We start from the raw sequence: 21,042 nt of genomic DNA on the forward strand, positions 1-21,042 counted from the left end.
GTGAGCATCCCTGTTAATGAAAAGGATGCATCTGTATGCACTATCCATGGGATTTAGTATTAGCCTTAGATGAGAAAAGAAAATCAAAAAAACTGGCTGCATTTTTAGTATTGATACCATCTGTATTGTTTTGATTCAGGAAGTAATCCATTAACGTTTTGCCCCCCTTCTTACCAGACTGAGTATCATTTATGCCAGTGCCTTTATCCTGTACGACGTCATTGCCTTCTAACCTGAATCCATGCTTTTTACCAGTTTCGGTGACAGTAAATACACCATCTTTGTTGATGACATCAGGTTCTTCGATTTTCAGTGTGGCTTCGCTGGCAGTATTTATTATGTAGTTATTCTGCCCCTGGCTTACATAAGTTGCGAATTGAGATGACATGTGTTGGCCTTTCGATGTCACATCAGAACCGGTAGTGTTCATGATGGATTCCAGATAGTCAAAACTCGCGGTATGACTGAAAGAATATCCGGGGTCGAGTTCATATCTGAGAAAAGCAGGGTCGAGGCCAGAGCCTGAAAGGTTATCGCTACTCAGAATACGGGATGCCGTTGCAGCATCTTTATCTGTAAACGATACCGTTTGAACCCGACCACTCGCATCGTAAGTATTTCCTGTATTGTAACTACCCGATACGCTTCCAAACTTTCGGTAATTCCCTAAGTCGCGTGCTATGTCATCGACATATCGTAAGTCAGTGCCCTGAGCTTGTGCCTGACCATACAGATCTGAAAGTGCACTGAGATCGCTCTTCGTCAGAAAATTAGTGGCATCCATGTCTTGGGTACTTTTGGTTAGCTGCGTCTGAATTTCAGGTAAGGTGCTTACCTTACCAAACAGACGAGACATCATAAGTCCTTGTCCACTTATCGTAGACTGGCCTGACGATACTGGCTGCGCTACCGTGGCGTTACTTTCTCTGACAGGTTGGGGGCTGGAGATTTTAGAGGTCTTAACTGATGCAGCTTGAGTTTGGCTGTAAATATTGCTTAATGTATTGATATTCATAGTTAAATTTCTCTCCATCCTGAATAAAGCTAAGTCCGTGATTTAAATCGATGGCTTTTTTCAAGTAACGGCAGAGCGACATAAAGCTTTAGAAAAATGATTTACTTAAAGTCTTCAGTTAAAGATTCAAGCTTTCTGTTCTTTACAGATGAAAGCAAAGAGGCCGCTTCTGGCACAAAGCGGATTAACTTCAGATTAATGCCTGCTATGAGCGAAAAGAGGAAAAAAGATGATGCCGCGCAACATATCTTCTTATCGGGATTGAAAGGTCATGATACTAGGCGTATCAAAAAGACGGCACTTTTGCCATTCTATTAGGAAATGGAATTATGGCGGACAGAAGACCACTCAATCCTGGCGTAGTTGTTCCTAAACCTGGCGGTGGTACCCAGCCCCGCGATCGTAACAATGATGGAAGAGTTCGAGAGAAGCGCTCGGATGCGGATAAACCACGCAAATAATGACTAGCCGCCTCTGGGCGGCTCTTTCTTATGATGATCCAGCCGTAAGCCGGATTCACCCTAATACTCAAGTGGGTTGTTGATAAGTCAGCGTCCGCTTATGGCACAAACCGGACATCGGCATCACGTAGTGTCCGCTAAGAGCGAGGAGCGGACGTTGTGTAAGATTAAAGCTGTAAGAAAATACAGACCTATAGGCCGATTCAGGCTGCAATTTATGTTTATATAAATATCAAGAATTAGTATTTAAGCTTTTTTAAGGGGGGTACGTGCGCATTCGACCATCATCTCGACTGATCATTGTTTCGCCTGATAATCGCGTCCTGCTCTTTAGGTTCTGTCATAAAGATGGAGCTCTGAGAGGAAAAACATACTGGGCAACACCGGGTGGAGGGCTTGAAAAAAATGAATCTTTTGAGCAGGCCGCTATACGCGAATTATTTGAAGAAACGGGTTTGATAAGGACATTAACAGGACCACAGATAGCGTCCCAAAACTTCACAATGATGCTACCCAGTGGGGAGACTGTACTTGCTGAAGAGCGTTTCTTTATGATTGATGCAAATACAGTTGAGCTCGACCGCTCAGGGTGGAGTAGCAATGAACAGGAAGTCATACGCGATTATCATTGGTGGACAATTGAAGAGCTCATACACACCAATGAGACAATTTTTCCACGCGATTTAATCATTAACATACTTGAAAGGGAGTAAGCCGGACCTTCAACATTAACTGCAACATGATACCCTGAACGTCCGCTTATGGCACAAAGCAGACCATCGTCCAGGCTTATGCCTGCTATGAGCGAAGAGCGATTACTCACAGATCCGAGGCTTGATAATAAAGTACTCTCGATTTAAATAAGATTTTTATTTACCCATCCATAAGCCCTCTCTCGTTACAGGCGTCATATTTGAAGAGTTCCCCCTTCATTTTTCCCTGCCATCGGTTTATAAACTCTACCGTGTCGGTTTTTATAAGATGGGCATTGAGCGCGTCCTGATCCACCCATCGTTCTGATATAAGCAATCTTCCGGTCTGATAGTCCTCCACGGCAGCGTTATACGAAAGGTTTCCATCACGTTGTCGAACGGCATTCGCCAGTAACTTAAGTTCTCCCATAAATTGTTCCAGGACAGAAGGATAAATGTACATATAACCGGAAATGATAAGCATCTTATTTTTCCTTTAACTGACTACTATTCGCCCTCAGAAAATGACTGATCAGGTATGGGGTTATCAGAAGTTAGTCAGCACAATTTTGCCCTGGATGCTTCCTGACGAAGCACGTTGATGTGCGGCTGATGCCATGGCTAACGGATAGGTGCTGTCAATCACGACGTTGATAATGCCTTTTTCCAGTAAAAGCCCCGCTTCGGATAGCTGCAGACCACTTGAACGCACTTGCGTTGTTGACACAGTAATCCCTTTTTGAGCGGCCTCAGTCTGCCCAGTAAAACTCAAAGGATTCACCAGAAATAGTGCTCCGCCCTGTCTGATGCAGCTTAAAAAGCGCTCTATATGCTTTCCGCCAACAGCATCAATAACCAGATCGACGTTTTTCACTACATTCTCAGCGGCTACTTTGGTGTAGTCGATAAAATCATCTGCGCCCAGTTCGCGCATAAGCACTTCATGACGGGAAGAAGCGACGGCAATGACTCTCGCACCCTTCCACTTCGCGATCTGAACAGCAATGTGCCCTACGCCACCTCCTGCACCGTTAACCATCACCGTCTGGCCTTCAAGCAGAACCGGTTTATGGTTGAAAGATTGAAACGGATTGGGCGCATCATGGCCGACGTCGACAAGAAATTGCCACGCGGTGAGCAGTGACATCGGGGCACCCGCTGCCTGGATATGGTCTATTCCAGGAGATTTAACGCCACCTCTGATGCAGGAACGCTTACATAGTCGGCATAAGCTCCACTACCGGCCATTACCCCATCAGGAAAACGCACCATTGAATAGACTTCATCTCCGGTGCTGAATGCGGAAACATTTTCGCCCACGGCTTCGATAACACCTGAAACATCCGTTCCCAGGATTAAGGGAAAGTGGGGTTCGGGCCGCCACTCAGGCGGAAGCGCCCGATAACCATCACGCAGATACAAGTCTGGCGGGTTCAGACTTGCGGCATGCACGCGCACAAGGACTTCGTCAGCCCCGATAGTTGGGCGGGGTGCATCTTCATACCTGAGATTCTCCGGGCCACCAAACGCATGTAGCTGTACTGCTTTCATCATTTCAGTCATGGCAATTTCACTCCAACACAGATTCAGGTGCCAGAATATGACCAATTGTGATGATTGATAATGGGGCTGGATTTCGCTTTAATATTGCCATGAAGGAACAAATAATCTTTGAAAGACTAACAGGTCTGATTGCATTCGCTCGTGCGGGATCGCTCGGCAGCTTTACCGCTGCCGCTCGCTCGCTGGCAGTATCCCCTTCCGCGATAAGTAAAAGTATCCAGAGACTGGAGCAGCGTCTTGGCGTCACATTGTTCACCCGAACCACCCGTTCGCTGGTGCTGACTGCTGAGGGTCGTGAACTGCACGAGCGCACGCTGCAGTTATTACGCGATGCTGAGGAGCTTGAGCAGGTCGCCATGCGATCGCGAGAGGAGCCAGCGGGAACGTTACGCATTGCGGCATCGTTTCCGATTGGTGTTCATGTGATCGCGCCTCTCCTTCCGCAATACTGTGCACTTCATCCTAAAGTGACAATCGACTTAAAGCTGAGTGATCGCGTAATTAGCATTGTTGACGAGAGTATTGATATAGCCATCCGGATCGGCGACCTCGCAGATTCAAATCTTCTGTCGCGTCGTTTGTCACCCTATCAGATAGGTTGTTATGCTTCGCCAGATTATTTGACCCGATGCCCGGAACCCGAACACCCCAATGATCTTATCGGGCATAAAACGGTTAATTTGCGATATCAAAATACGGGGCAGATTTTTCGCTGGCCGTTCCGGGTTGGCGAGCGGGAGATTGAAATTGTGCCATCATCTGCTGTCATCGTCGATGCAAGCGAGGCCGTTATCGCGGCTGTGGCGGCCGGTGCCGGAATAGGCATGGTGTCGAGTTTTATGGCTGCTTCCTGGGTTAAGCGCGGGGAGTTAGTGCCCCTTCTCACTGATTTTTCAGTAGAGCGGCATAATATTTCTGCGGTATGGCATGCGAGCAGGCGTTCAAATCCTGCTGTACGCGCCTTTATTGATCTCATGCTTAACAGTTCTGAAAGCTCTTAAACTGGGTATTGTCAGTAAATCCCCAAAGGTAAGTTCTTTCCGCATCTGACACATAACAGACATCAACAACCAGCAGACTGATTCAGTTAATGACAGGATGTGGAATGTTTATATGGCAGAGATAAAGCCGGAAGAACCCGCCTGCAGAGGCGCTGCTTAGCGTCTGCAGGCGGGATTACTTTATTTACTGACTGACGAAGCGCTATTTTCAACGTCGATGGTTAACACTTTTATGCGGCCCATGACCAGCACGGCAATGCCCCCGATACCACAGAGGATAGCCAGTGGCACCATAGCCAGCGTATGGCTGCCGGTCGCCTGATTGATAATGCCATAAACGTTGACCATCACCCCACCGCCGATCAGATTCGCCATCGCACCGATAGCCGCCAGACCCGCGGCAGCGGTAGTCGATGACATCCATCCCGATGCCAGCGCCCAGAAAGGTCCTTTCATTGAGTAGGCTCCGATTAATACCAGCGACAGGATCACCACACTGCCGGTCAGACTATTGGTGATAAAGGCTGACAGCAGGCCACCTGCAATTAAGAACAGCGTTAACGCGGTGTGCCAGCGACGCTCGCCGCTGCGGTCAGAACTTCTCCCCCAGATAATCATCAGAATGGAGGCCAGGCCGTAGGGAATCGCATTGACTAAACCGGTGGTGAAGTTATCCAGTCCAAACGATTTAAGCAGTTGCGGAGACCAGACGCTCAGCGTTGAGCCCGCCGCAGACGCGCCTGCATAAATCAGCGCCATCACCCAGATATGTTTGTGACGCAGCAACTGCCACAAAGAGATATGACCTATCGCCTTCTTCTTCGCATTTTCGGCTTCGAGAGTGCTGTTCAGCCACGCTTTTTGTTCCTGATTTAACCAGCTGGCATTAGTGGGACGATTGCTCAGTAAAAAGAAGGCTGCAATTCCCAGAATGACCGCCGGAATACCTTCCAGGATAAATAACCAGTGCCAGCCACGCATACCGTACCAGCCATCCAGTGACAAAATCAGACCAGAAATGGGCGATCCAATAAAGTTCGCCGCAGGAATGGCCACCATAAAGGTAGCAATCACGCGTGCACGGTACTTTCCGGGGATCCAGTAAGTCAGATAAAGAATGACGCCAGGGAAAAATCCGGCCTCAGCGGCACCCAGTAAAAAGCGCAATATATAGAGTGTATTGGCACTTTCAACAAAGGCGGTACAGACAGAGATGATACCCCACGACACCATGATGCGAGAGATCCAAATCTTTGCGCCAATTTTCTGCATGGCCAGATTGCTGGGCACTTCAAACAGGAAGTAACCGACAAAAAACAGACTACTCGCAAAACCAAATACCGCTTTCGACAACCCTAAATCTTCGTTCATCTGCAACGAAGCCATCCCAATGTTGCCGCGATCAATAATGGCAATCAGATAACAAACAATCAGGAAGGGCAAAATGCGCCAGACCACCTTCTTAACGGTCTGCTGCTCAATATCGGCAGAGAAAGTCGGGATGTGCTGTTTTTCAGACATGATGATCCTCACAATTTTGTCATCGCTTTACGTGCAATCCGCAAAGCGCTTTGTTTTACTCTGTAAAACTGCAATGTACTGAGTAAAACCATTATCACGATAAAAATTCTTTCCCGCCGGAAGATGTAATGAGGTTGTGTTATTTGTCACAAAAAAGTATTCATCAACCTTAGTTTATGTGACGAGTATGTCGTTAACGGGTGGAGTTCAGCGATCTTTTTAATGAAGTGACGACAGGAGAACGGGAAAGAGTGAGAGGGAACAGAGTAATTTGAGCGCCGCTGTCGGGAAGTGAGGCCTTAGCACTTGTGTGAAGATATCAGCCAGCGTCTGAGAAGTTCGCAGCTGATGAAGCACTCGCCTGCCACTGTCGGACGGTCACATCATGAAATTCCCTGACCGATAACGGCGAGTTTCTCCTCACAGTATTCGATAACGTCATTGTTCGCGGTGTTACGGTGAAAAGAGAGGGATGCTATGAAATACCAAATTACTGGCCTGAACGCCGGGCAATTTGCTCATCTTTTTGGACAGAGCGATGAATATCTGAGAAAACACCATGCAGTACGACAAACGGTAGAGTGCTATCCGGGTTATCCCGACAGAATCTCATTGTGCGATATCCCCGTTGGAGAAAGCGCCCTCCTGATTAATCACATCTATCAGCCTGCCGACACGCCCTATTTTGGTACTCATGCAATCTATATATGGGAGGGATGCACCCGGCAAGGCATTTACATCAATGAATTACCTGAAGTCCTGCTAAGCAGAACGCTGTCATTAAGGGCCTATGACGGAAAGCATTTTTTAAAAGAGGCGGATATAGCTGAGGGGAAACTTGCCGAAGATCTCATCGGCCATTTTTTTGCCGATCCGCAGATTAGTTATATCCAGATACATAATGCGAAACGGGGATGCTATTCCTGCTGTGCAGAACGTTTTGAATGACGGTTTGTATTGAGAAGCCCTATCCGCAACAGGAAATTATTCGTCTCAAGGGTCGCTTCCGTATCATGACCCTCTTCTGAAGAGGGTACTAAGAATTATGTCAGTAATCCTGCCCTATCCAATATGGCAAAAGGAGTGCCTGTTTCTGGAGGGTCAGACGTCATGAAGCGCGATACCCTTCTTTATACTGGTAATAAAATTATCACGGATTATATCCTCGTGGTTCGCGTTCCAGGCAATGCCAACTTTCCAGCTAATTGACTCACCTGTTAACGGAATAATAACCAGCTCCGGCGGTGCAATATGCATAACACTGTATGGCACAAGGGCAACACCCGTGCCCGCGATGACCAGCGCGACAATAGTTTGTATATCATCACTCAATTGAGTGGATGATATGAAAAGCGCGTTGTCATGAAGAAAGCGGTCAATTTGCGCATTTAAACCCCGTCCTCGCTCGGCATGAAGTCGCAACAGAGGGCGTTTCTTCAGCCAGTCATCAGCAGGCAATGACGGTGAACTTGCAGGCGCAATCAAAACCAATCGATCGGTAAACAATGGCAGGTAATCCAGCGCTACAGGAGGCGGAACTCTGACAAAACCGATCTGGAGCTCATCATTTTGCAAAAGTTCGTACTGCTGGAAGGAAGGAAGATCCGTCAATGACATCTCTATCCCCGGACACTCCCGACGAAATTCTGCCATACAGCGTGGTGCAAGATAAAAACTTGAGAGACCAAACCCCACGGCTAAATGCCCTTCAATCCCTTTTGAAACCCGCTCTGCATGATGCATAAATAATCGGGATTGCCTGACCACTTTTTCAGCCTCTGGCAGCAGACGCCTGCCACCGCCCGTGAGTGTGGCTCCATGTCGCCCCCGCGTAAACAGTGACGTTTCCACCAGGGACTCAAGGAGATTAATCTGCTTGGTCAATGCAGGTTGCGAAATAAACAACGCCCGTGCCGCGTCGGCATAATTTCTTTTTTCAGCCAGCATCAAAAAGGCCTTAAGCAAGCGGATGTTCATTTTTTACATTCCAAAAGGTTATCGAAACCGGAAATGTTTTGATTATACAGTTATCAGCAATGGTTATGTAATTCAGTTTCGATTACTACCGGAGAAGTACCATGAGCAACCATACATCCTTAAAAGCTGCCACCGTGCAATTTCAGCATCTGGCAAATAACAAAAATTATAATCTGCTGATAATGGAGAAATTTATTGAACAGGCAGCGATTGAGCAGGTGAAAATCCTCACATTCCCGGAAATGTGTATTACTGGCTACTGGCATGTACCCAAACTCAACTCGGCTGAGGTAGCTGCTCTCGCCGAGCCGATCGAGGGGAGTCCTTCCCTTACATTGATTCGTTCCCTGGCGATGAAACATCAAATGCTGATTGGCGCCGGGCTTATCGAAAGAGCCGATGATGGCCGCCTCTATAATGCGTATGTTGCCTGTATGCCGGACGGCTCAATGCACACTCATCGCAAACTCCACGCTTTTGAACATCCGTCAATCAGCAGCGGTGACCGCTTTACCGTTTTTGAAACGCCCTGGGGAGTAAAAGTAGGTATCCTCATTTGCTGGGACAATAATCTGGTAGAAAATGTGCGTGCAACGGCATTGCTGGGTGCAGATATTCTTCTCGCGCCACATCAGACAGGCGGTACCGATTCCCGCAGTCCTTATGCGATGAAACCCATTCCGCTGACGCTCTGGGCGGAGCGGGAAACGCGAAGGGAGGAAATTACTGCTGCATTCAAAGGGGCAAATGGTCGGGAATGGCTGATGAGGTGGCTGCCCGCTCGTGCGCATGACAACGGATTATTTATTCTCTTCAGTAACGGCGTAGGTGCAGATGATGATGAGGTGCGCACAGGTAATGCAATGATCCTGGATCCCTATGGAAGAATCATTAATGAAACCTGGGTAGCGGAAGATTTTATGGTGAGCGCTGACCTTGATTTGAGTCTGCTTGCAATGAGTACCGGACGTCGCTGGATCCATGGTCGCCGTCCTGATTTATACCATATTCTGACACAACCGCAGGGCTACGAACGTGATACGATTAGCGCCCGATTTTCTGATGAGACGCCTTAAATAGGCTCGGCGACTGAAATCATCCAGTCGCAAGAAAGATTGTCAGGGCGCGTCATCGTGAAAACCCCGCCCTGACATTAAAGCTTAAACTACGCCGGCAAATCCCGGTACAACGGTTATCGTCACGGTAAAGCATGGACTTTATGGCTGGGGGAAGATTGATGGCATAATTTCATGTAAATAAGCGTCTCTTTTTAAGCTGACTTTGGCTGAAGAGAGGCTATGAATTAAAGTTTAAGCCGCTGGCGGCTCCGTTTTGAAAGGCACTATTGGTCGTTATCAACAATCAAGTCATCACAAATACTCGTGTTGTTAAAGCAGAAAAATGAGGAGAGTCAGCAAGCTTGCTAACGCTATGCCGCTTTTAACTTGTGTAAGATCATGCCGGATATCAGTTTTGTGCGCTGAATAACGCAGGTAGCGTGCCTGATCATTAAATCCGCTCTATGCGGAATTGATAATCAGTCACTGGGCATCCCGGCAGCGATAGACTACTCAGAGATTTTCTTAATAGGATAACTAACGAGTGGTTTGATCTCTTTAAGCACAAACATACTCTGCATTTCTTTAATTCCTGGCAATCTGCGTACCACTGACATTGCAAAATCAGCATAGGAGTCCAGATCTGAAGCCACAACCTGTAGCAGAAAGTCAGCATCCCCACCGATGCTATAACAGGCAACCACATCCTCCAGGGCGGTCACTTCCTCTTCAAACTTTCTGGCCTCCGCTTCGCTATGGCTGTCAATGACGACCCGAATGAAAACCATTACTCCCAGCCCAATTTTCTTGCGGTCAAGAACAGCACGATAGCCCTGAATAACATTATCTTCCTCGAGCTTACGAACTTTGCGCCAGCAGGGAGATGCTGAAATGTTTATCTTCTCCGCCAGCACCTGGTTAGTTACCCGGGCATCGTCCTGTAAAATTTCGAGAATTTTCATATCTGTCGAGCTAAGCATCATGAGGGGAAATTCCTTTCTTTATGTAGGCGGTTTAGGGTTACTTTTACCTAAAAACAGGCGTTAAGTAAATAATATAGGTAACAATTTTCCGCTTTCCTGCTGCATAATATCTTTACTTTTCCAGCCTGTTATTACAAACAATATAAGGAAAAACTGAACCCTGATTTAATGCATATGGTTCAATTTAATTTAAAGAATGCAGGGAGCTGATCATCTCTTGAAGAGAGGATCGGATAGAGCACTGCGCGCACATGAAAATTAAACTTGTCATCTGCGTAGTTAAATTAATGCAGCAATATCCGCTTTGGAATAATCGAACCTCCACTTTCAACGTTAAACCAACTGATAAAAAGGATGCATATCTTTAACCCTTAATTAAGCTTTTTATATGACAACCATCGCTCAGAACCAGGCATTTTTGAACAACTAACTCTGTTCCCTTTTACCGAAGTGCATTTCAACAGGAATAACTATGTCAGGAACTACTGAAATACTATCTTATATTGCTGCACTCGGTTTAGCTGCTGCAATTCCGGGTCCGGGGATGACTGCATTAGTCGCTCGCAGCGTGAGTGGGGGCGCAATAACAGGCTTTACGATGCTGGCCGGTCTCATTCTCGGAGATTTGATTTATTTATCTGTGGCGGTATTTGGTCTGGCGGTGATCGCTCATACCTTTACCTCTCTCTTTACGCTGATTAACTGGGCTGCCTCACTCTTTTTATGCCTGCTGGCATGGCAGTTCTGGTGCCACCAGCCTCAGGCAATAAATATCGATCAAAAAGCGACAAAACGAGAACTGGCATCAGCCTGGTTTTCAGGACTGACCATAACGCTGGGCAACCCTAAAACCATCGCTTTCTATCTGGCTATACTGCCTCTGGTTATCTCTCTCGATAATGTATCTTTTCAGATGTGGGGAGGACTGCTGGTTCCGCTTACCGTGTTAGTCCTTTTGAGTGTGGGAGCCGTTTTTATTTTTGCAGCCCTCAGAATACGCCATCTCCTGACCAGCGCTAAAGCGCAACGACTCCTTTTCCGTTCAGCCGGTACCATCATGATGCTGGCCGCGGCTGGAATGGTGGTAAAGACTCTTTAGCGTTCATTACCACCTCCTCTGCCTCAGGAAAAGGGGGCCGGTCTCGTGGTCTTGATAGAAAATGATCAAGCTCTGGCCTGTTTATCAGGCAATAAGCAATAAATAGTAAAAGTGATTCCAGCCAGAAAAGCCTGAGCGTCAAAAGCAGCTATCTTCTGATAGCTGCTTTTTTGCCTTTCAGATATCCCATTTTTTACTGCTTATGTTCCTGCTTCAACGTTTCCTGACTATCCACCAGGACCGCATTAGCGGCTAACCCTGTACTTCACATCTATAATTCAGTGACTCAGGCCCATGCGCCCGATCCGGCTAGCCGATTAATCAGTTTGGGGGTGGCTGGACGTCGTAGTGTCAGCGATACATCAAAATTCACTTTCCCGATGATACCGGCCGGGTTTAAGACGCTCATCATTTACAGAAATAAGGATGCCTCATGATCTTTTCTCTCAAAAATCAGGTTGCGCTGGTTACCGGTGCCAGCTCGGGTCTCGGCTATGCCTGCGCAGAAGCACTCGCTAAAGAAGGGGCCTGTGTAGTGATTAACTACCATAGCCAGGCGGAACCGGCCGAGGAGCTGGCTGAGAAAATCCGCGCCGATGGAGGTCGTGCAATTGCTGTCAAAGGAGACGTGTCTAAAGAGGCGGATGTAGAGAATCTTTTTGACCAGACAATCAGGGAATTTGGCAGGCTGGATATCCTGGTGGCGAACTCAGGACTGCAGAAAGATGCCCCGTCCATTGAGATGACGCTAGAGGACTGGAATACCGTTCTGGACGTGAACCTGACTGGCCAGTTCCTCTGCGCGCGTGCTGCGCTGCGTCAGTTCAAGCGTCAGGAGCATCGCAAGGACATCAGCAAAGCTGTTGGTAAGATTATTCATATGAGCTCGGTTCATCAGCTCATTCCCTGGGCCGGACACGTCAACTATGCCGCATCAAAAGGCGGCGTTGACATGCTGATGAAAAGTCTGGCTCAGGAAGTGGGTGAAGAACGTATTCGTGTCAATGCAGTGGCACCCGGCGCTATCGCTACCGCCATCAACGAGGAAAGCACCCAGGGTGAAGCTGGCAAAGCGCTGTTAAAGCTCATCCCTTACGGGCGTATCGGTGCGGCTGAAGATGTGGCGAATGCCGTCGTCTGGCTTGCCAGTGATCTCTCTGATTACGTTCATGGCACCACGCTTTTTATCGATGGTGGAATGAGCCTTTATCCTGGATTCCGCGACAACGGCTGAGTGATGGGTCACTGTCCCAGGTGGATGGCCGACTGATTGATAGCGCGTTGATGGGAATGGTATCCGGAACGGGAAGTCCGGATTACGCATTCCCGCCGTTCATAATAAAACGCCAGCGGGCTGGTGCGTTCAGTCCAGGCCGCAACGATTTTAGTAAGGTTGAACGGCAAGAGCATCGATTCAATCTTTACAGGCATCCGGGCTGATCAGACGCGTACGGCAGACCTCCAGAATTTCATCAGCAAGCCCGGAATTATCCGGGCAGGCACGCGAAAGCATCAGTGCACCCACAAGCTGCGCGAGCGTATTGATCAGATCCGCACGCGTGACCTGTTCCGTTTCTAAAACGGCAAGCTGTCGTTCAATTCCGGCCGCAAAGGTCTCGCGGATGGATTCAGACTGGCGCGCTGCATCGGTGCCCAAAGCCGACATGACACACCCCTTTGCCATATCATCGCGATGCTGCCGGGAAAGGTAATATTCAACGAACTTTTCCCGACTCACACCCTGAGTTTTTTCCGCCGATTGCGCGAAGCCGCAGCTCATCGCTTCGGCTAACAAATCGGCTTTCGACCCAAAGTGCTTATAGAACCCGCCATGCGTTAACCCTGCGGCTGACATCAGTTCAGCGACGCCTACCCCATCGTAACCCCGCTCACGGAAAAGTTCTGACGCCGTTTCAACGATTCGGTTCCTGTTTTCGCGAACCTGCTCTTTTGACACTTTCATCTTTTCCTCCTGAAACTGAGCTTAAGTATACATTGATGATGATCATAATCAAACCAGTTGACTTTAATGATTACGATCATCATCATTAAATCAGTTTACTGACCCGCTAATCCGCAAAGGAATAACCATGACGAATCAATCCTTATTTCAGCCCTATGAACTGGGATCTGTCACGCTTGCGAATCGCATCGTGATGGCCCCGCTTACGCGTAACCGGGCAGGCGCAGGTCTGGTGCCAGGTGAACTGGCAGCGACTTACTACGCTCAGCGTGCCACAGCAGGGTTACTGATTACCGAAGCTACGCAGATTTCAGCAGAGGCGCAGGGCTATCAGGATACGCCGGGGATCTACACGCAGGCCCAGATTGAGGGCTGGCGTAAAGTCACAGACGCAGTCCATGCCAGAGGCGGACGGATATTTGTGCAGTTATGGCACACAGGTCGAATTTCGCATGTCGATTTACAGCCAGAGGGTGCAGCACCAGGCGCGCCGTCAGCTATCCGTGCTGAAACCAAAACCTTCGTGAACAACCATTTTGTTGATGTTTCAGAACCCAGAGCGCTTGAGCTGAAGGAAATAAAAGGCATTGTTGCCGATTTCAGAAAGGCATCAGCCAATGCCATTACCGCAGGTTTTGATGGCGTAGAGATACACGGTGCGAATGGCTATCTGCTTGAGCAGTTCCTTAAAGATGGTGCCAATCAGCGCACCGATGAATATGGCGGTTCAGTTGAGAATCGTGCGCGTCTGCTATTAGAGGTCGTGGAGGCCGTGAAAGATGAGATCGGCGCAGCGCGGACGGGCGTTCGCATCTCACCGGTCTCACCTGCTAATGCGATTTCATGCAGCGATCCGCAGCCACAATATGACTACCTGGCAGAGCAACTTGATGCTTCAGGTATCGTTTATCTGCATGTTGTTGAAGGCGCGACGGGAGGTCCCCGTGATGCCTCACCGTTTGATTACGCTTCGCTGCGTCGCCGCTTTAAAAACACTTACATTGGTAACAATGGCTATGACCTGGCGCTGGCGTCTGACCATCTTGCACAGGACAAAGCCGATTTGTTCGCGTTCGGTCGCCCCTTCATTTCTAACCCCGATTTCGTCGAAAGACTTAAGTCGGGAGCACCTCTGGCTCCGCTCAATCCTGAAACACTGTATGGCGGGGGTGCGGAGGGCTACACCGACTATCCATCGCTTAGCGGTAACAGTTAATCACTCTTCAGGTATCACGGTTAACTCTATATCGCTAACGGCGGTTTTTATCAAACAAATGAAGAAGATAAAACTATGACTCGTACTTCAGTCCTCATTACAGGCGCATCAACGGGTATTGGTGCTGTTTACGCTGAGCGCTTTGCACGTCGTGGACATGACCTGGTTCTGGTTGCTCGCGACAAATTAAAATTAGAGGCGCTTGCAGAACGGCTGCGGCAGGAATGTCATATTTCCGTCGATGTGCTGCCTGCCGACCTCACGCTGTCGAGTGATTTAGCTGCTGTTGAAGCACGCCTCCGGGAAGACACGCGGATAGGTATTCTTATCAATAACGCAGGTATCGCTCAATCCGGCACGTTTACCGAGCAGACGCCTGATTCCATCGAACGCCTTATCGCGCTTAACGTCACTGCCCTGACGAGACTGGCCACTGCTGCAGCACACCGGTTCGCAGAAGCCGGAGAAGGTTCGATCGTCAATATCAGTTCCGTAGTCGGACTCGCCCCGGAATTTGCAATGACGGTTTACGGCGCAACAAAAGCCTTTGTTCTTTTCCTCTCTCAGGGAATGAACGTTGAGCTCTCTTCAAAAGGCATTTATATCCAGGCGGTGCTCCCTGCAGGTACGTACACCGAAATCTGGGATCGTGCCGGTATCGACATCAGTAACGCCTCAAAAATGATGGAAGTGGGCGAACTGGTTGACGCCGCTCTGGCGGGTTTTGACCGCCGCGAACACGTGACGATTCCGCCATTACATAAAGCTGATCGCTGGGATGTTCTTGATGCCTCCCGTCAGGGTCTGCTCTCGGACATCCGACAGGAAGAGGCCGCAGAGCGATACAAAACCCTTTAGCTAAGCCCTGCTCAGCAGAACCTTTTACAGGGTTCTGCTGAGCGGTAAATCGACCATGAATGTCTTAATGGCGGCATGAGCATATTAACCGGCAAAACCTTATTCCATTATTTATTACGTTGCTCCCCGAAGCCGCTTTTTTGCTCAGCAACAGAGGCACCTGAAAGTAGGTCAGTGCTAAACATCAGAGGATAAACACCAAATGAAAACCAGGACGATGCGAGCCTTTACGTTTAAACGCTACGGGAAGTCACCTGAGCTGGGATTTGAAAATGTAGATTACCCTTCCCCCGCTGCCGATGAAATCCTGGTAAAAGTCTATGCCGTTGGTCTGAATCCCATTGATAACATTATCCCCGGCGGAATTTTCAAACCGATTCTGCATTTTAAACTTCCGGCGACACTGGGCAGTGATTTGTCAGGCGTGGTGATTGCAACAGGAAGTCGGGTGACACGTTTCAAGCCGGGCGATGAAGTCTTCGCCAGCATTTTCGACACGGGAACAGGTTCACTCGCCGATTTTGCATGCGTTCCTGAACGTCTCGCGGCTATTAAGCCTGAAAATATGGATTTCATTGAGGCTGCTTCGTTGCCGATGGTTAGCCTCACCGCCTGGCAGGCGTTTACAGAGAGAGCACATCTGCGACCAGGCCAAAAAGTGTTTATTCCGGCAGGTTCGGGAGGGATTGGCACTATTGCGATTCAGCTGGCAAAGCATCTTGGCGCCCGGGTAGCGACGACGACCAGTTCAGCCAACGTAGAGTGGGTGAGTCGGCTGGGCGCAGAAGAAGTGGTCGACTATAAAAAGCAGGAATTTGAAACCGTGCTGAGTGGCTACGATCTCGTACTCGGCACGCTGCGGGGGGATTCCATTGAAAAATCCATGCAGATTCTTAAACCTGGTGGAAAGATTGTTTCTCTGGTTGGTCCATTAGACGTTAATTTCGCGCGAGCCCGGCAGCTGAATATCTTGCTGCGGATGATTTTTGCCCTGATGAGTCGCAAAATTATGCGCCTTTCAAAAAAGCGCGGTCTGGATTATTCATTTCTCTTTGTTCGTCCTGATGGCGATCAACTCACCCAAATCGGCAAACTTATAGAAGCAGAACACATCAAACCGGTAATCGACAGGGTGTTCCCATTTGCAGACACAAAAGATGCCCTGGCTTACCTTGAACAGGGACATGCAAAGGGTAAAGTCGTGGTTAAAATTCATCAGGAATAACAACCAGATCTGACGTGGGAAATAGTCATTAACTCAGGCGGTAGCACCTGAAGCCAGGATGCTGGCCTGCTAACTAAGCATCTGCTTTCCAGACCCCGCTGTCGTTATGCACTCTGTGGTAATGTTAACGTCACACGGTTTTTGCTCTGAGGATTGCGACATGTCTCCCTTTTATCAACTCACTGCCACCAGTCTGAATGGCCAGCTTATCCCGATGACCGACTACGCTGACAAGGTGGTTCTGGTGGTTAATACCGCCAGCCATTGTGGATTCACGCCACAATACGCAGGTCTTGAATCGCTCTATAAAAAGTACGCCGCGCAGGGGCTGGTGGTGCTGGGTTTTCCCTGCAACCAGTTCGGAAAGCAGGAACCCGGCGGTGCCGAAGAAATCGCGCAGACATGCCACTTCAACTATGGTGTGAGTTTTCCGATGTTCGGGAAAGTTGAGGTCAATGGCACATCAACGCACCCGATTTTTCGTTACCTGAAAGATGAATTACCCGGCGTGCTGGGTGGTCGTATTAAGTGGAACTTCACTAAGTTCCTGATCGGGCGCGACGGCAAACCGATCAAACGCTTTGCCCCTACCACCACCCCGGAGAAAATGGAATCCGCCATTCTTGCTGCTCTTTAAGTGAAGTGTTTTACCCTCTCACTGTCAATGACAAGATTACCAGTAAACTGTTTATTTCCGCTACACCTGGCAGCGCCTGTAACTCATCGACGTCTGTTCAGTGCCAGAAGCGTACGTTGTTCATCCTTAACTACGTTGATTATTGGGGGAGGGAGTCAATAATCCAGGGCATCAGTAATTTAACTTTTAACTCGTACACCTCTCAGGGCTCGGATGACTTTAATGGAGATATAAGTCAGATGTTGTAAGGGGTTACAACAATTACGCGTGATAATGCCGCTTCATCCTCTGTTTCTGGCAAAAAACCATGAAAACGCAGAATCGCGCTAAATGCTGACCTCGCGTCTTCCTTCAGATCATGATCAATCACCGCATCTATTTTTTCAGCAGTCAGCAGAGCGCGGTTCTCTTCATCCAGGTCGTGACCAATAAAGGCTTCAATCTGCCGTTGCATTGCTGTAAAAGCCCGTAGAATCGCGCTGTTTCCCCCGCCCACGCTGTAAACAGACTTGATAGAAGGGTCCTGTTCCAGCGCCTTGCACATCTGCGTAAAAGTCAGTGAATCGATACCATATCCTTCACTGACGGTTATGGTCTTCAGATACGGCGCCCGCTGATTAAGCGCCTGTATGAAGCCTGCCATGCGCTGTTCTTCTCCGCGAAAATCCGTACTGCTGATCACTATCGCGACTGTTTGCGCCGTCCTCAAAAGCCATCGGGAAAGGAGCCATGCTGCCGTTCGCCCCGCACCGACATTATCCATTCCCACATAGCAGATACGCCTGCTGTCCGGCAGGTCTGTAACCAGTGTGACCACCGGAACGTTAAGCTCCGCCAGCTCTGCGATAGTTCCCTCGAGCAACTGATGATCGCTGGCTTTGAGCAATACGCCATAGCTGTCATTACTGCAGCGACGCAGCTCGCGTTGCAACTCTTCTAGTGTGACCTCTTCAAAGATGTGGCAGCGCAGTGTCAGCCGGAAAGGTGCAAAGCTTTTAATCTGACTGAGCAGCGCCGCCACAGTCAGTGAACTGAAGCGTTCCGGCGTGTGCATCACCAGGTCAATGGGCAACGTGCGTCCGCTGGCAAGGCTGGCGCGTTGTTGTAATTCCAGATCCTGGATTGCCTGGGCAATGCGCCGGGCAGTACGAGGACTTACGCTGCCTCGCTGGTGCAATTCTCTGTCGACAGTGGCTTTACTGACGCCGGACTGGGCCGCGATTTGTTTGATGGAGAATGACCTGACCATAAATTGAGGTCTCTTTGAGGTTATGTGGACGTATTGTTAACCGAATGTAATTGCTAAGGTCAGTGTTAGCAAGCGGGCAGACCTTACCTCTCCTGACTAAGAAAGGACAACAAATGGACCTGAATGAAAGCGGCAGTTTTAAACATAAAGTGTTCGTCGTTACCGGCGGAACCCAGGGGCTGGGCGCAGCCGTTGCCCGTCTGCTGTCAGAGCGTGGGGCGCGGGGCATCGTGATTTGCGGACGTAATGCGATAGCCGGACGTGAACAGGCGGAAACCCTCAGCCACCCCGGGTGCGAGGTGATATTTGTTGAAGCGGATATCAGCTCGCCAGAAGCCTGCATGAAAGTGGTGGAGGTAGCAGAATCGGCGTTTGGCACCCTGCATGGACTGGTGAACTGTGCAGGCATGTCCGACCGAGGCACTATCCTCGACACTTCCCCGGAACTATTTGACGCCATTATGGCGGTCAACATCCGTGCCCCTTTCTTTCTGATGCAGGCGGCAATCAAGATGATGATTGCCAAAGGCGTTGAAGGCAGCATTGTCAATATCATTACCATGACCTCCCATGGCGGTCAGAGCTTCCTGACCGCATACGCCGCATCGAAAGGCGCACTGGTTACGCTCACTAAAAACGTGGCTTTCAGCGCCATGCGCAATCGTATCAGGGTGAACGGTCTGAACATTGGCTGGATGGACACGCCTCATGAGCACGACATCCAGCGGCACTATCATAATGCTGAAGAAAACTGGCTGACCAAAGCTGAGCAGGCGCAACCTTTTGGGCGTCTGCTGAAGTCAACTGAAGTCGCACGGGCCGTAGCGTTTCTCCTTTCCGGGGAGTCGGGAATGATGACAGGCGCGGTGATCGATTTTGATCAAAGTGTGGTTGGTTGCGGTGACAACGGTGGTTTTCAGCCATCACATGCTCTGACTCTTTGAGGTAAAAACATGAACAGCATCTATATAAATGACAGTCATATTTCTCTCGATAAGTTTGCTACGCTTTGCTCGCAGACGCTGCGCAAAGACGATTTCCCACTGGCGCATTCCGTCGATAAAAATGTGCTTATCTATCATCATGACGATCTGATGGCAGCAGCCAAAACCGATCGTCAGTCCCTGCTGGGTGAACTGCATCACGCATTGTCTGGCGGACCAGGAGTGTTCGTGGTTCAGGGCTTATACAGCGACGTTTCCGCTATAGACAGCAGCAATAAGGTGTTTGAGGATATTCTCGCCAGCGAAGCGGAAAACGGCGGTGGTGGCGACCACTTTGCCAAAGCCGGAAGTAATGGGCGTATCTGGAATGCGCTGCAAAAAGTAGCGGAGCGTGATGCCGATGTCTTCGTTGCATACTACAGCAACCCTTTGCTGGCGCTAATTTGCGAAGCCTGGGTTGGCCCCGGCTATGAAATTACGGCGCAGGTAAATCAGGTTCGTCCCGGCGGCAAAGCGCAACAGCCGCATCGGGATTACCACCTTGGCTTTCAGCTTAATGATGTCGTCGCCCGCTTCCCGCTGCCGCTGCATATTCTGTCGCAATACCTGACGCTTCAGGGTGCGGTCGCGCACAGCGATATGCCGATAGAATCAGGGCCGACCCAGCTGTTACCCTGGTCGCAACAATATGCAGAGGGCTATCTGGCCTGGCGCGATTCGCGTTTTATTGAATTTTTCCAGCAGCATGCCATTCAGTTACCACTGAAAAAAGGAGACGGATTATTTTTCAATCCGGCGCTGTTCCATGCCGCGGGAAATAACGTTACGCAGGACCATGTACGCACTGCTAATTTGCTACAGGTCTCATCCGCCTTTGGCAAAACCATGGAAAAAGTTAATCATGTCAAGGTGATGGAGGCAATCTATTCTACTCTGCTGAGTAAGCCATTAAGCGATGAGCAGCGACAGGCCGTTGTGGCGGCGAGCGGCGAAGGCTACTCCTTCCCGACTAATCTTGATACCGATCCTCCGCTGGGTGGTCTGGTGCCCAAAACGCAACAGCAGCTGTTGCTTGAAGCGTTACAACAAGGCTGGTCGGCTGACGAGTTTAGCCGGCAACTGGCAAATCACGAGAGTAAGAGAAAAGCATAGTTTTACATGGGTTACAGGCATGGCGTAACTCACCAACAGATGCGTTACGTCATGTCGATAGAATCGGGCTTTAGTGGCTCATTTTTTCTGACTCTGTTCCTGATTCATCTGGTTATCGGGACATGGTCAGGAGTACAGGCTTCATTTCTGCCATCAGGGTGATAAAAGCTTTCCCTGAAGCTATTTCAGTGCTCTTCCCCCTGGACAGCCTGAAGACAGGCAAAACAGGATCGAATCGCAGCAATTACGTTGTTCCTGCTCAGTGTTTCAGCAAGATGCAGTACATAAAAGTCCGTGGCCTCAGAAACCAGACTTTCAAATATCTCAAGCTTCCGTGCGAACAGTGCGGGCGTACTCCTGATAAGCGCCCGCATCTCTTTTTCCTGCTGTCTGGTAAAGTGCGGCGCGCATTCAGCTATTGAATTTTT

At 49.1% G+C, this 21,042-nt stretch carries 19 protein-coding genes and 1 pseudogene; 12 read left to right on the forward strand and 8 right to left on the reverse strand.

Going from position 1 to position 21,042, the window contains the following annotated elements; translation table 11 throughout:
• Positions 1 to 40 precede the first annotated feature (40 nt).
• Positions 41 to 1,015 (reverse strand): hypothetical protein, encoded by a 975-nt coding sequence (locus tag ACXKZD_RS23130; RefSeq protein WP_033760113.1) that lies wholly within the window; start codon positions 1,013 to 1,015, stop codon positions 41 to 43.
• Between the two features lie 730 nt (positions 1,016 to 1,745).
• Between ACXKZD_RS23130 and ACXKZD_RS23135 the strand changes: the two genes are divergently transcribed.
• Entirely contained in the window at positions 1,746 to 2,189 is a 444-nt protein-coding gene (locus ACXKZD_RS23135) for an NUDIX hydrolase (protein ID WP_031292560.1), read from the forward strand.
• A 160-nt stretch (positions 2,190 to 2,349) separates the two neighbouring features.
• Here ACXKZD_RS23135 and ACXKZD_RS23140 read toward each other — a convergent pair whose 3' ends face one another.
• Both ACXKZD_RS23140 and ACXKZD_RS23145 read right to left on the reverse strand, forming a co-directional pair.
• Entirely contained in the window at positions 2,350 to 2,652 is a 303-nt protein-coding gene (locus ACXKZD_RS23140) for a putative quinol monooxygenase (protein WP_488982274.1), read from the reverse strand.
• A gap of 63 nt (positions 2,653 to 2,715) precedes the next feature.
• A pseudogene (locus tag ACXKZD_RS23145) lies at positions 2,716 to 3,731 on the reverse strand (NADP-dependent oxidoreductase).
• Between the two features lie 89 nt (positions 3,732 to 3,820).
• Between ACXKZD_RS23145 and ACXKZD_RS23150 the strand changes: the two are divergent.
• Positions 3,821 to 4,732 carry a LysR family transcriptional regulator gene (locus tag ACXKZD_RS23150; RefSeq protein ID WP_033760103.1) on the forward strand — a complete coding sequence of 304 codons (912 nt, stop codon included), beginning with the start codon at positions 3,821 to 3,823 and terminating at the stop codon, positions 4,730 to 4,732.
• 180 nt (positions 4,733 to 4,912) lie between these two features.
• On the opposite strand, the gene ACXKZD_RS23155 is transcribed toward ACXKZD_RS23150, so the two are convergent.
• Complete coding sequence (locus tag ACXKZD_RS23155; RefSeq protein WP_488982275.1) at positions 4,913 to 6,253, reverse strand: MFS transporter; 1,341 nt, start codon at positions 6,251 to 6,253, stop codon at positions 4,913 to 4,915.
• 477 nt (positions 6,254 to 6,730) lie between these two features.
• On the opposite strand from ACXKZD_RS23155, the gene ACXKZD_RS23160 reads away from it, so the two are divergent.
• A complete protein-coding gene (locus tag ACXKZD_RS23160; RefSeq protein ID WP_346456824.1) occupies positions 6,731 to 7,201 on the forward strand; it encodes a DUF1203 domain-containing protein in 471 nt (156 codons plus the stop codon).
• 153 nt (positions 7,202 to 7,354) lie between these two features.
• Here ACXKZD_RS23160 and ACXKZD_RS23165 read toward each other — a convergent pair whose 3' ends face one another.
• A complete protein-coding gene (locus ACXKZD_RS23165; RefSeq protein WP_033760092.1) occupies positions 7,355 to 8,230 on the reverse strand; it encodes a LysR family transcriptional regulator in 876 nt (291 codons plus the stop codon).
• A 101-nt stretch (positions 8,231 to 8,331) separates the two neighbouring features.
• Between ACXKZD_RS23165 and ACXKZD_RS23170 the strand changes: the two genes are divergently transcribed.
• Positions 8,332 to 9,306: a nitrilase family protein gene (locus ACXKZD_RS23170; RefSeq protein WP_400368914.1), complete on the forward strand. Its 975-nt coding sequence runs from the start codon at positions 8,332 to 8,334 to the stop codon at positions 9,304 to 9,306.
• Between the two features lie 491 nt (positions 9,307 to 9,797).
• On the opposite strand, the gene ACXKZD_RS23175 is transcribed toward ACXKZD_RS23170, so the two are convergent.
• Positions 9,798 to 10,271, reverse strand: a complete 474-nt coding sequence (locus ACXKZD_RS23175) for an Lrp/AsnC family transcriptional regulator (RefSeq protein WP_154210262.1) — start codon at positions 10,269 to 10,271, stop codon at positions 9,798 to 9,800.
• 472 nt (positions 10,272 to 10,743) lie between these two features.
• On the opposite strand from ACXKZD_RS23175, the gene ACXKZD_RS23180 reads away from it, so the two are divergent.
• Positions 10,744 to 11,370: a LysE family translocator gene (locus ACXKZD_RS23180; protein WP_060678999.1), complete on the forward strand. Its 627-nt coding sequence runs from the start codon at positions 10,744 to 10,746 to the stop codon at positions 11,368 to 11,370.
• A gap of 433 nt (positions 11,371 to 11,803) precedes the next feature.
• Positions 11,804 to 12,604 (forward strand): SDR family oxidoreductase, encoded by an 801-nt coding sequence (locus ACXKZD_RS23185; protein ID WP_010670685.1) that lies wholly within the window; start codon positions 11,804 to 11,806, stop codon positions 12,602 to 12,604.
• Between the two features lie 180 nt (positions 12,605 to 12,784).
• Here ACXKZD_RS23185 and ACXKZD_RS23190 read toward each other — a convergent pair whose 3' ends face one another.
• Entirely contained in the window at positions 12,785 to 13,333 is a 549-nt protein-coding gene (locus ACXKZD_RS23190; RefSeq protein ID WP_179256621.1) for a TetR/AcrR family transcriptional regulator, read from the reverse strand.
• 127 nt (positions 13,334 to 13,460) lie between these two features.
• Between ACXKZD_RS23190 and ACXKZD_RS23195 the strand changes: the two genes are divergently transcribed.
• From ACXKZD_RS23195 to ACXKZD_RS23210, 4 genes are all read left to right on the forward strand, one after another.
• The gene (locus tag ACXKZD_RS23195) at positions 13,461 to 14,549 is read left to right on the forward strand and encodes an alkene reductase (protein ID WP_132498944.1); all 1,089 of its coding nucleotides are present in this window, start codon (positions 13,461 to 13,463) and stop codon (positions 14,547 to 14,549) included.
• A gap of 75 nt (positions 14,550 to 14,624) precedes the next feature.
• Positions 14,625 to 15,407, forward strand: coding sequence for an SDR family NAD(P)-dependent oxidoreductase (locus ACXKZD_RS23200; RefSeq protein ID WP_307618310.1), 783 nt, complete (start codon positions 14,625 to 14,627; stop codon positions 15,405 to 15,407).
• 202 nt (positions 15,408 to 15,609) lie between these two features.
• Positions 15,610 to 16,632: an NADP-dependent oxidoreductase gene (locus tag ACXKZD_RS23205; protein ID WP_488982276.1), complete on the forward strand. Its 1,023-nt coding sequence runs from the start codon at positions 15,610 to 15,612 to the stop codon at positions 16,630 to 16,632.
• Positions 16,633 to 16,792: 160 nt separating this feature from the next.
• On the forward strand, positions 16,793 to 17,269 hold the full coding sequence (locus ACXKZD_RS23210; RefSeq protein ID WP_488982277.1) for a glutathione peroxidase: 477 nt from the start codon (positions 16,793 to 16,795) through the stop codon (positions 17,267 to 17,269).
• A 235-nt stretch (positions 17,270 to 17,504) separates the two neighbouring features.
• On the opposite strand, the gene ACXKZD_RS23215 is transcribed toward ACXKZD_RS23210, so the two are convergent.
• Entirely contained in the window at positions 17,505 to 18,518 is a 1,014-nt protein-coding gene (locus ACXKZD_RS23215; protein ID WP_033760065.1) for a LacI family DNA-binding transcriptional regulator, read from the reverse strand.
• Between the two features lie 113 nt (positions 18,519 to 18,631).
• Between ACXKZD_RS23215 and ACXKZD_RS23220 the strand changes: the two genes are divergently transcribed.
• Both ACXKZD_RS23220 and ACXKZD_RS23225 read left to right on the forward strand, forming a co-directional pair.
• Positions 18,632 to 19,462 (forward strand): SDR family oxidoreductase, encoded by an 831-nt coding sequence (locus ACXKZD_RS23220; protein WP_033760062.1) that lies wholly within the window; start codon positions 18,632 to 18,634, stop codon positions 19,460 to 19,462.
• A 9-nt stretch (positions 19,463 to 19,471) separates the two neighbouring features.
• Positions 19,472 to 20,614 carry a phytanoyl-CoA dioxygenase family protein gene (locus ACXKZD_RS23225; RefSeq protein ID WP_033760058.1) on the forward strand — a complete coding sequence of 381 codons (1,143 nt, stop codon included), beginning with the start codon at positions 19,472 to 19,474 and terminating at the stop codon, positions 20,612 to 20,614.
• Positions 20,615 to 21,042: the final 428 nt, after the last annotated feature.

This window comes from Pantoea sp. ABR1s, from assembly GCF_057812235.1.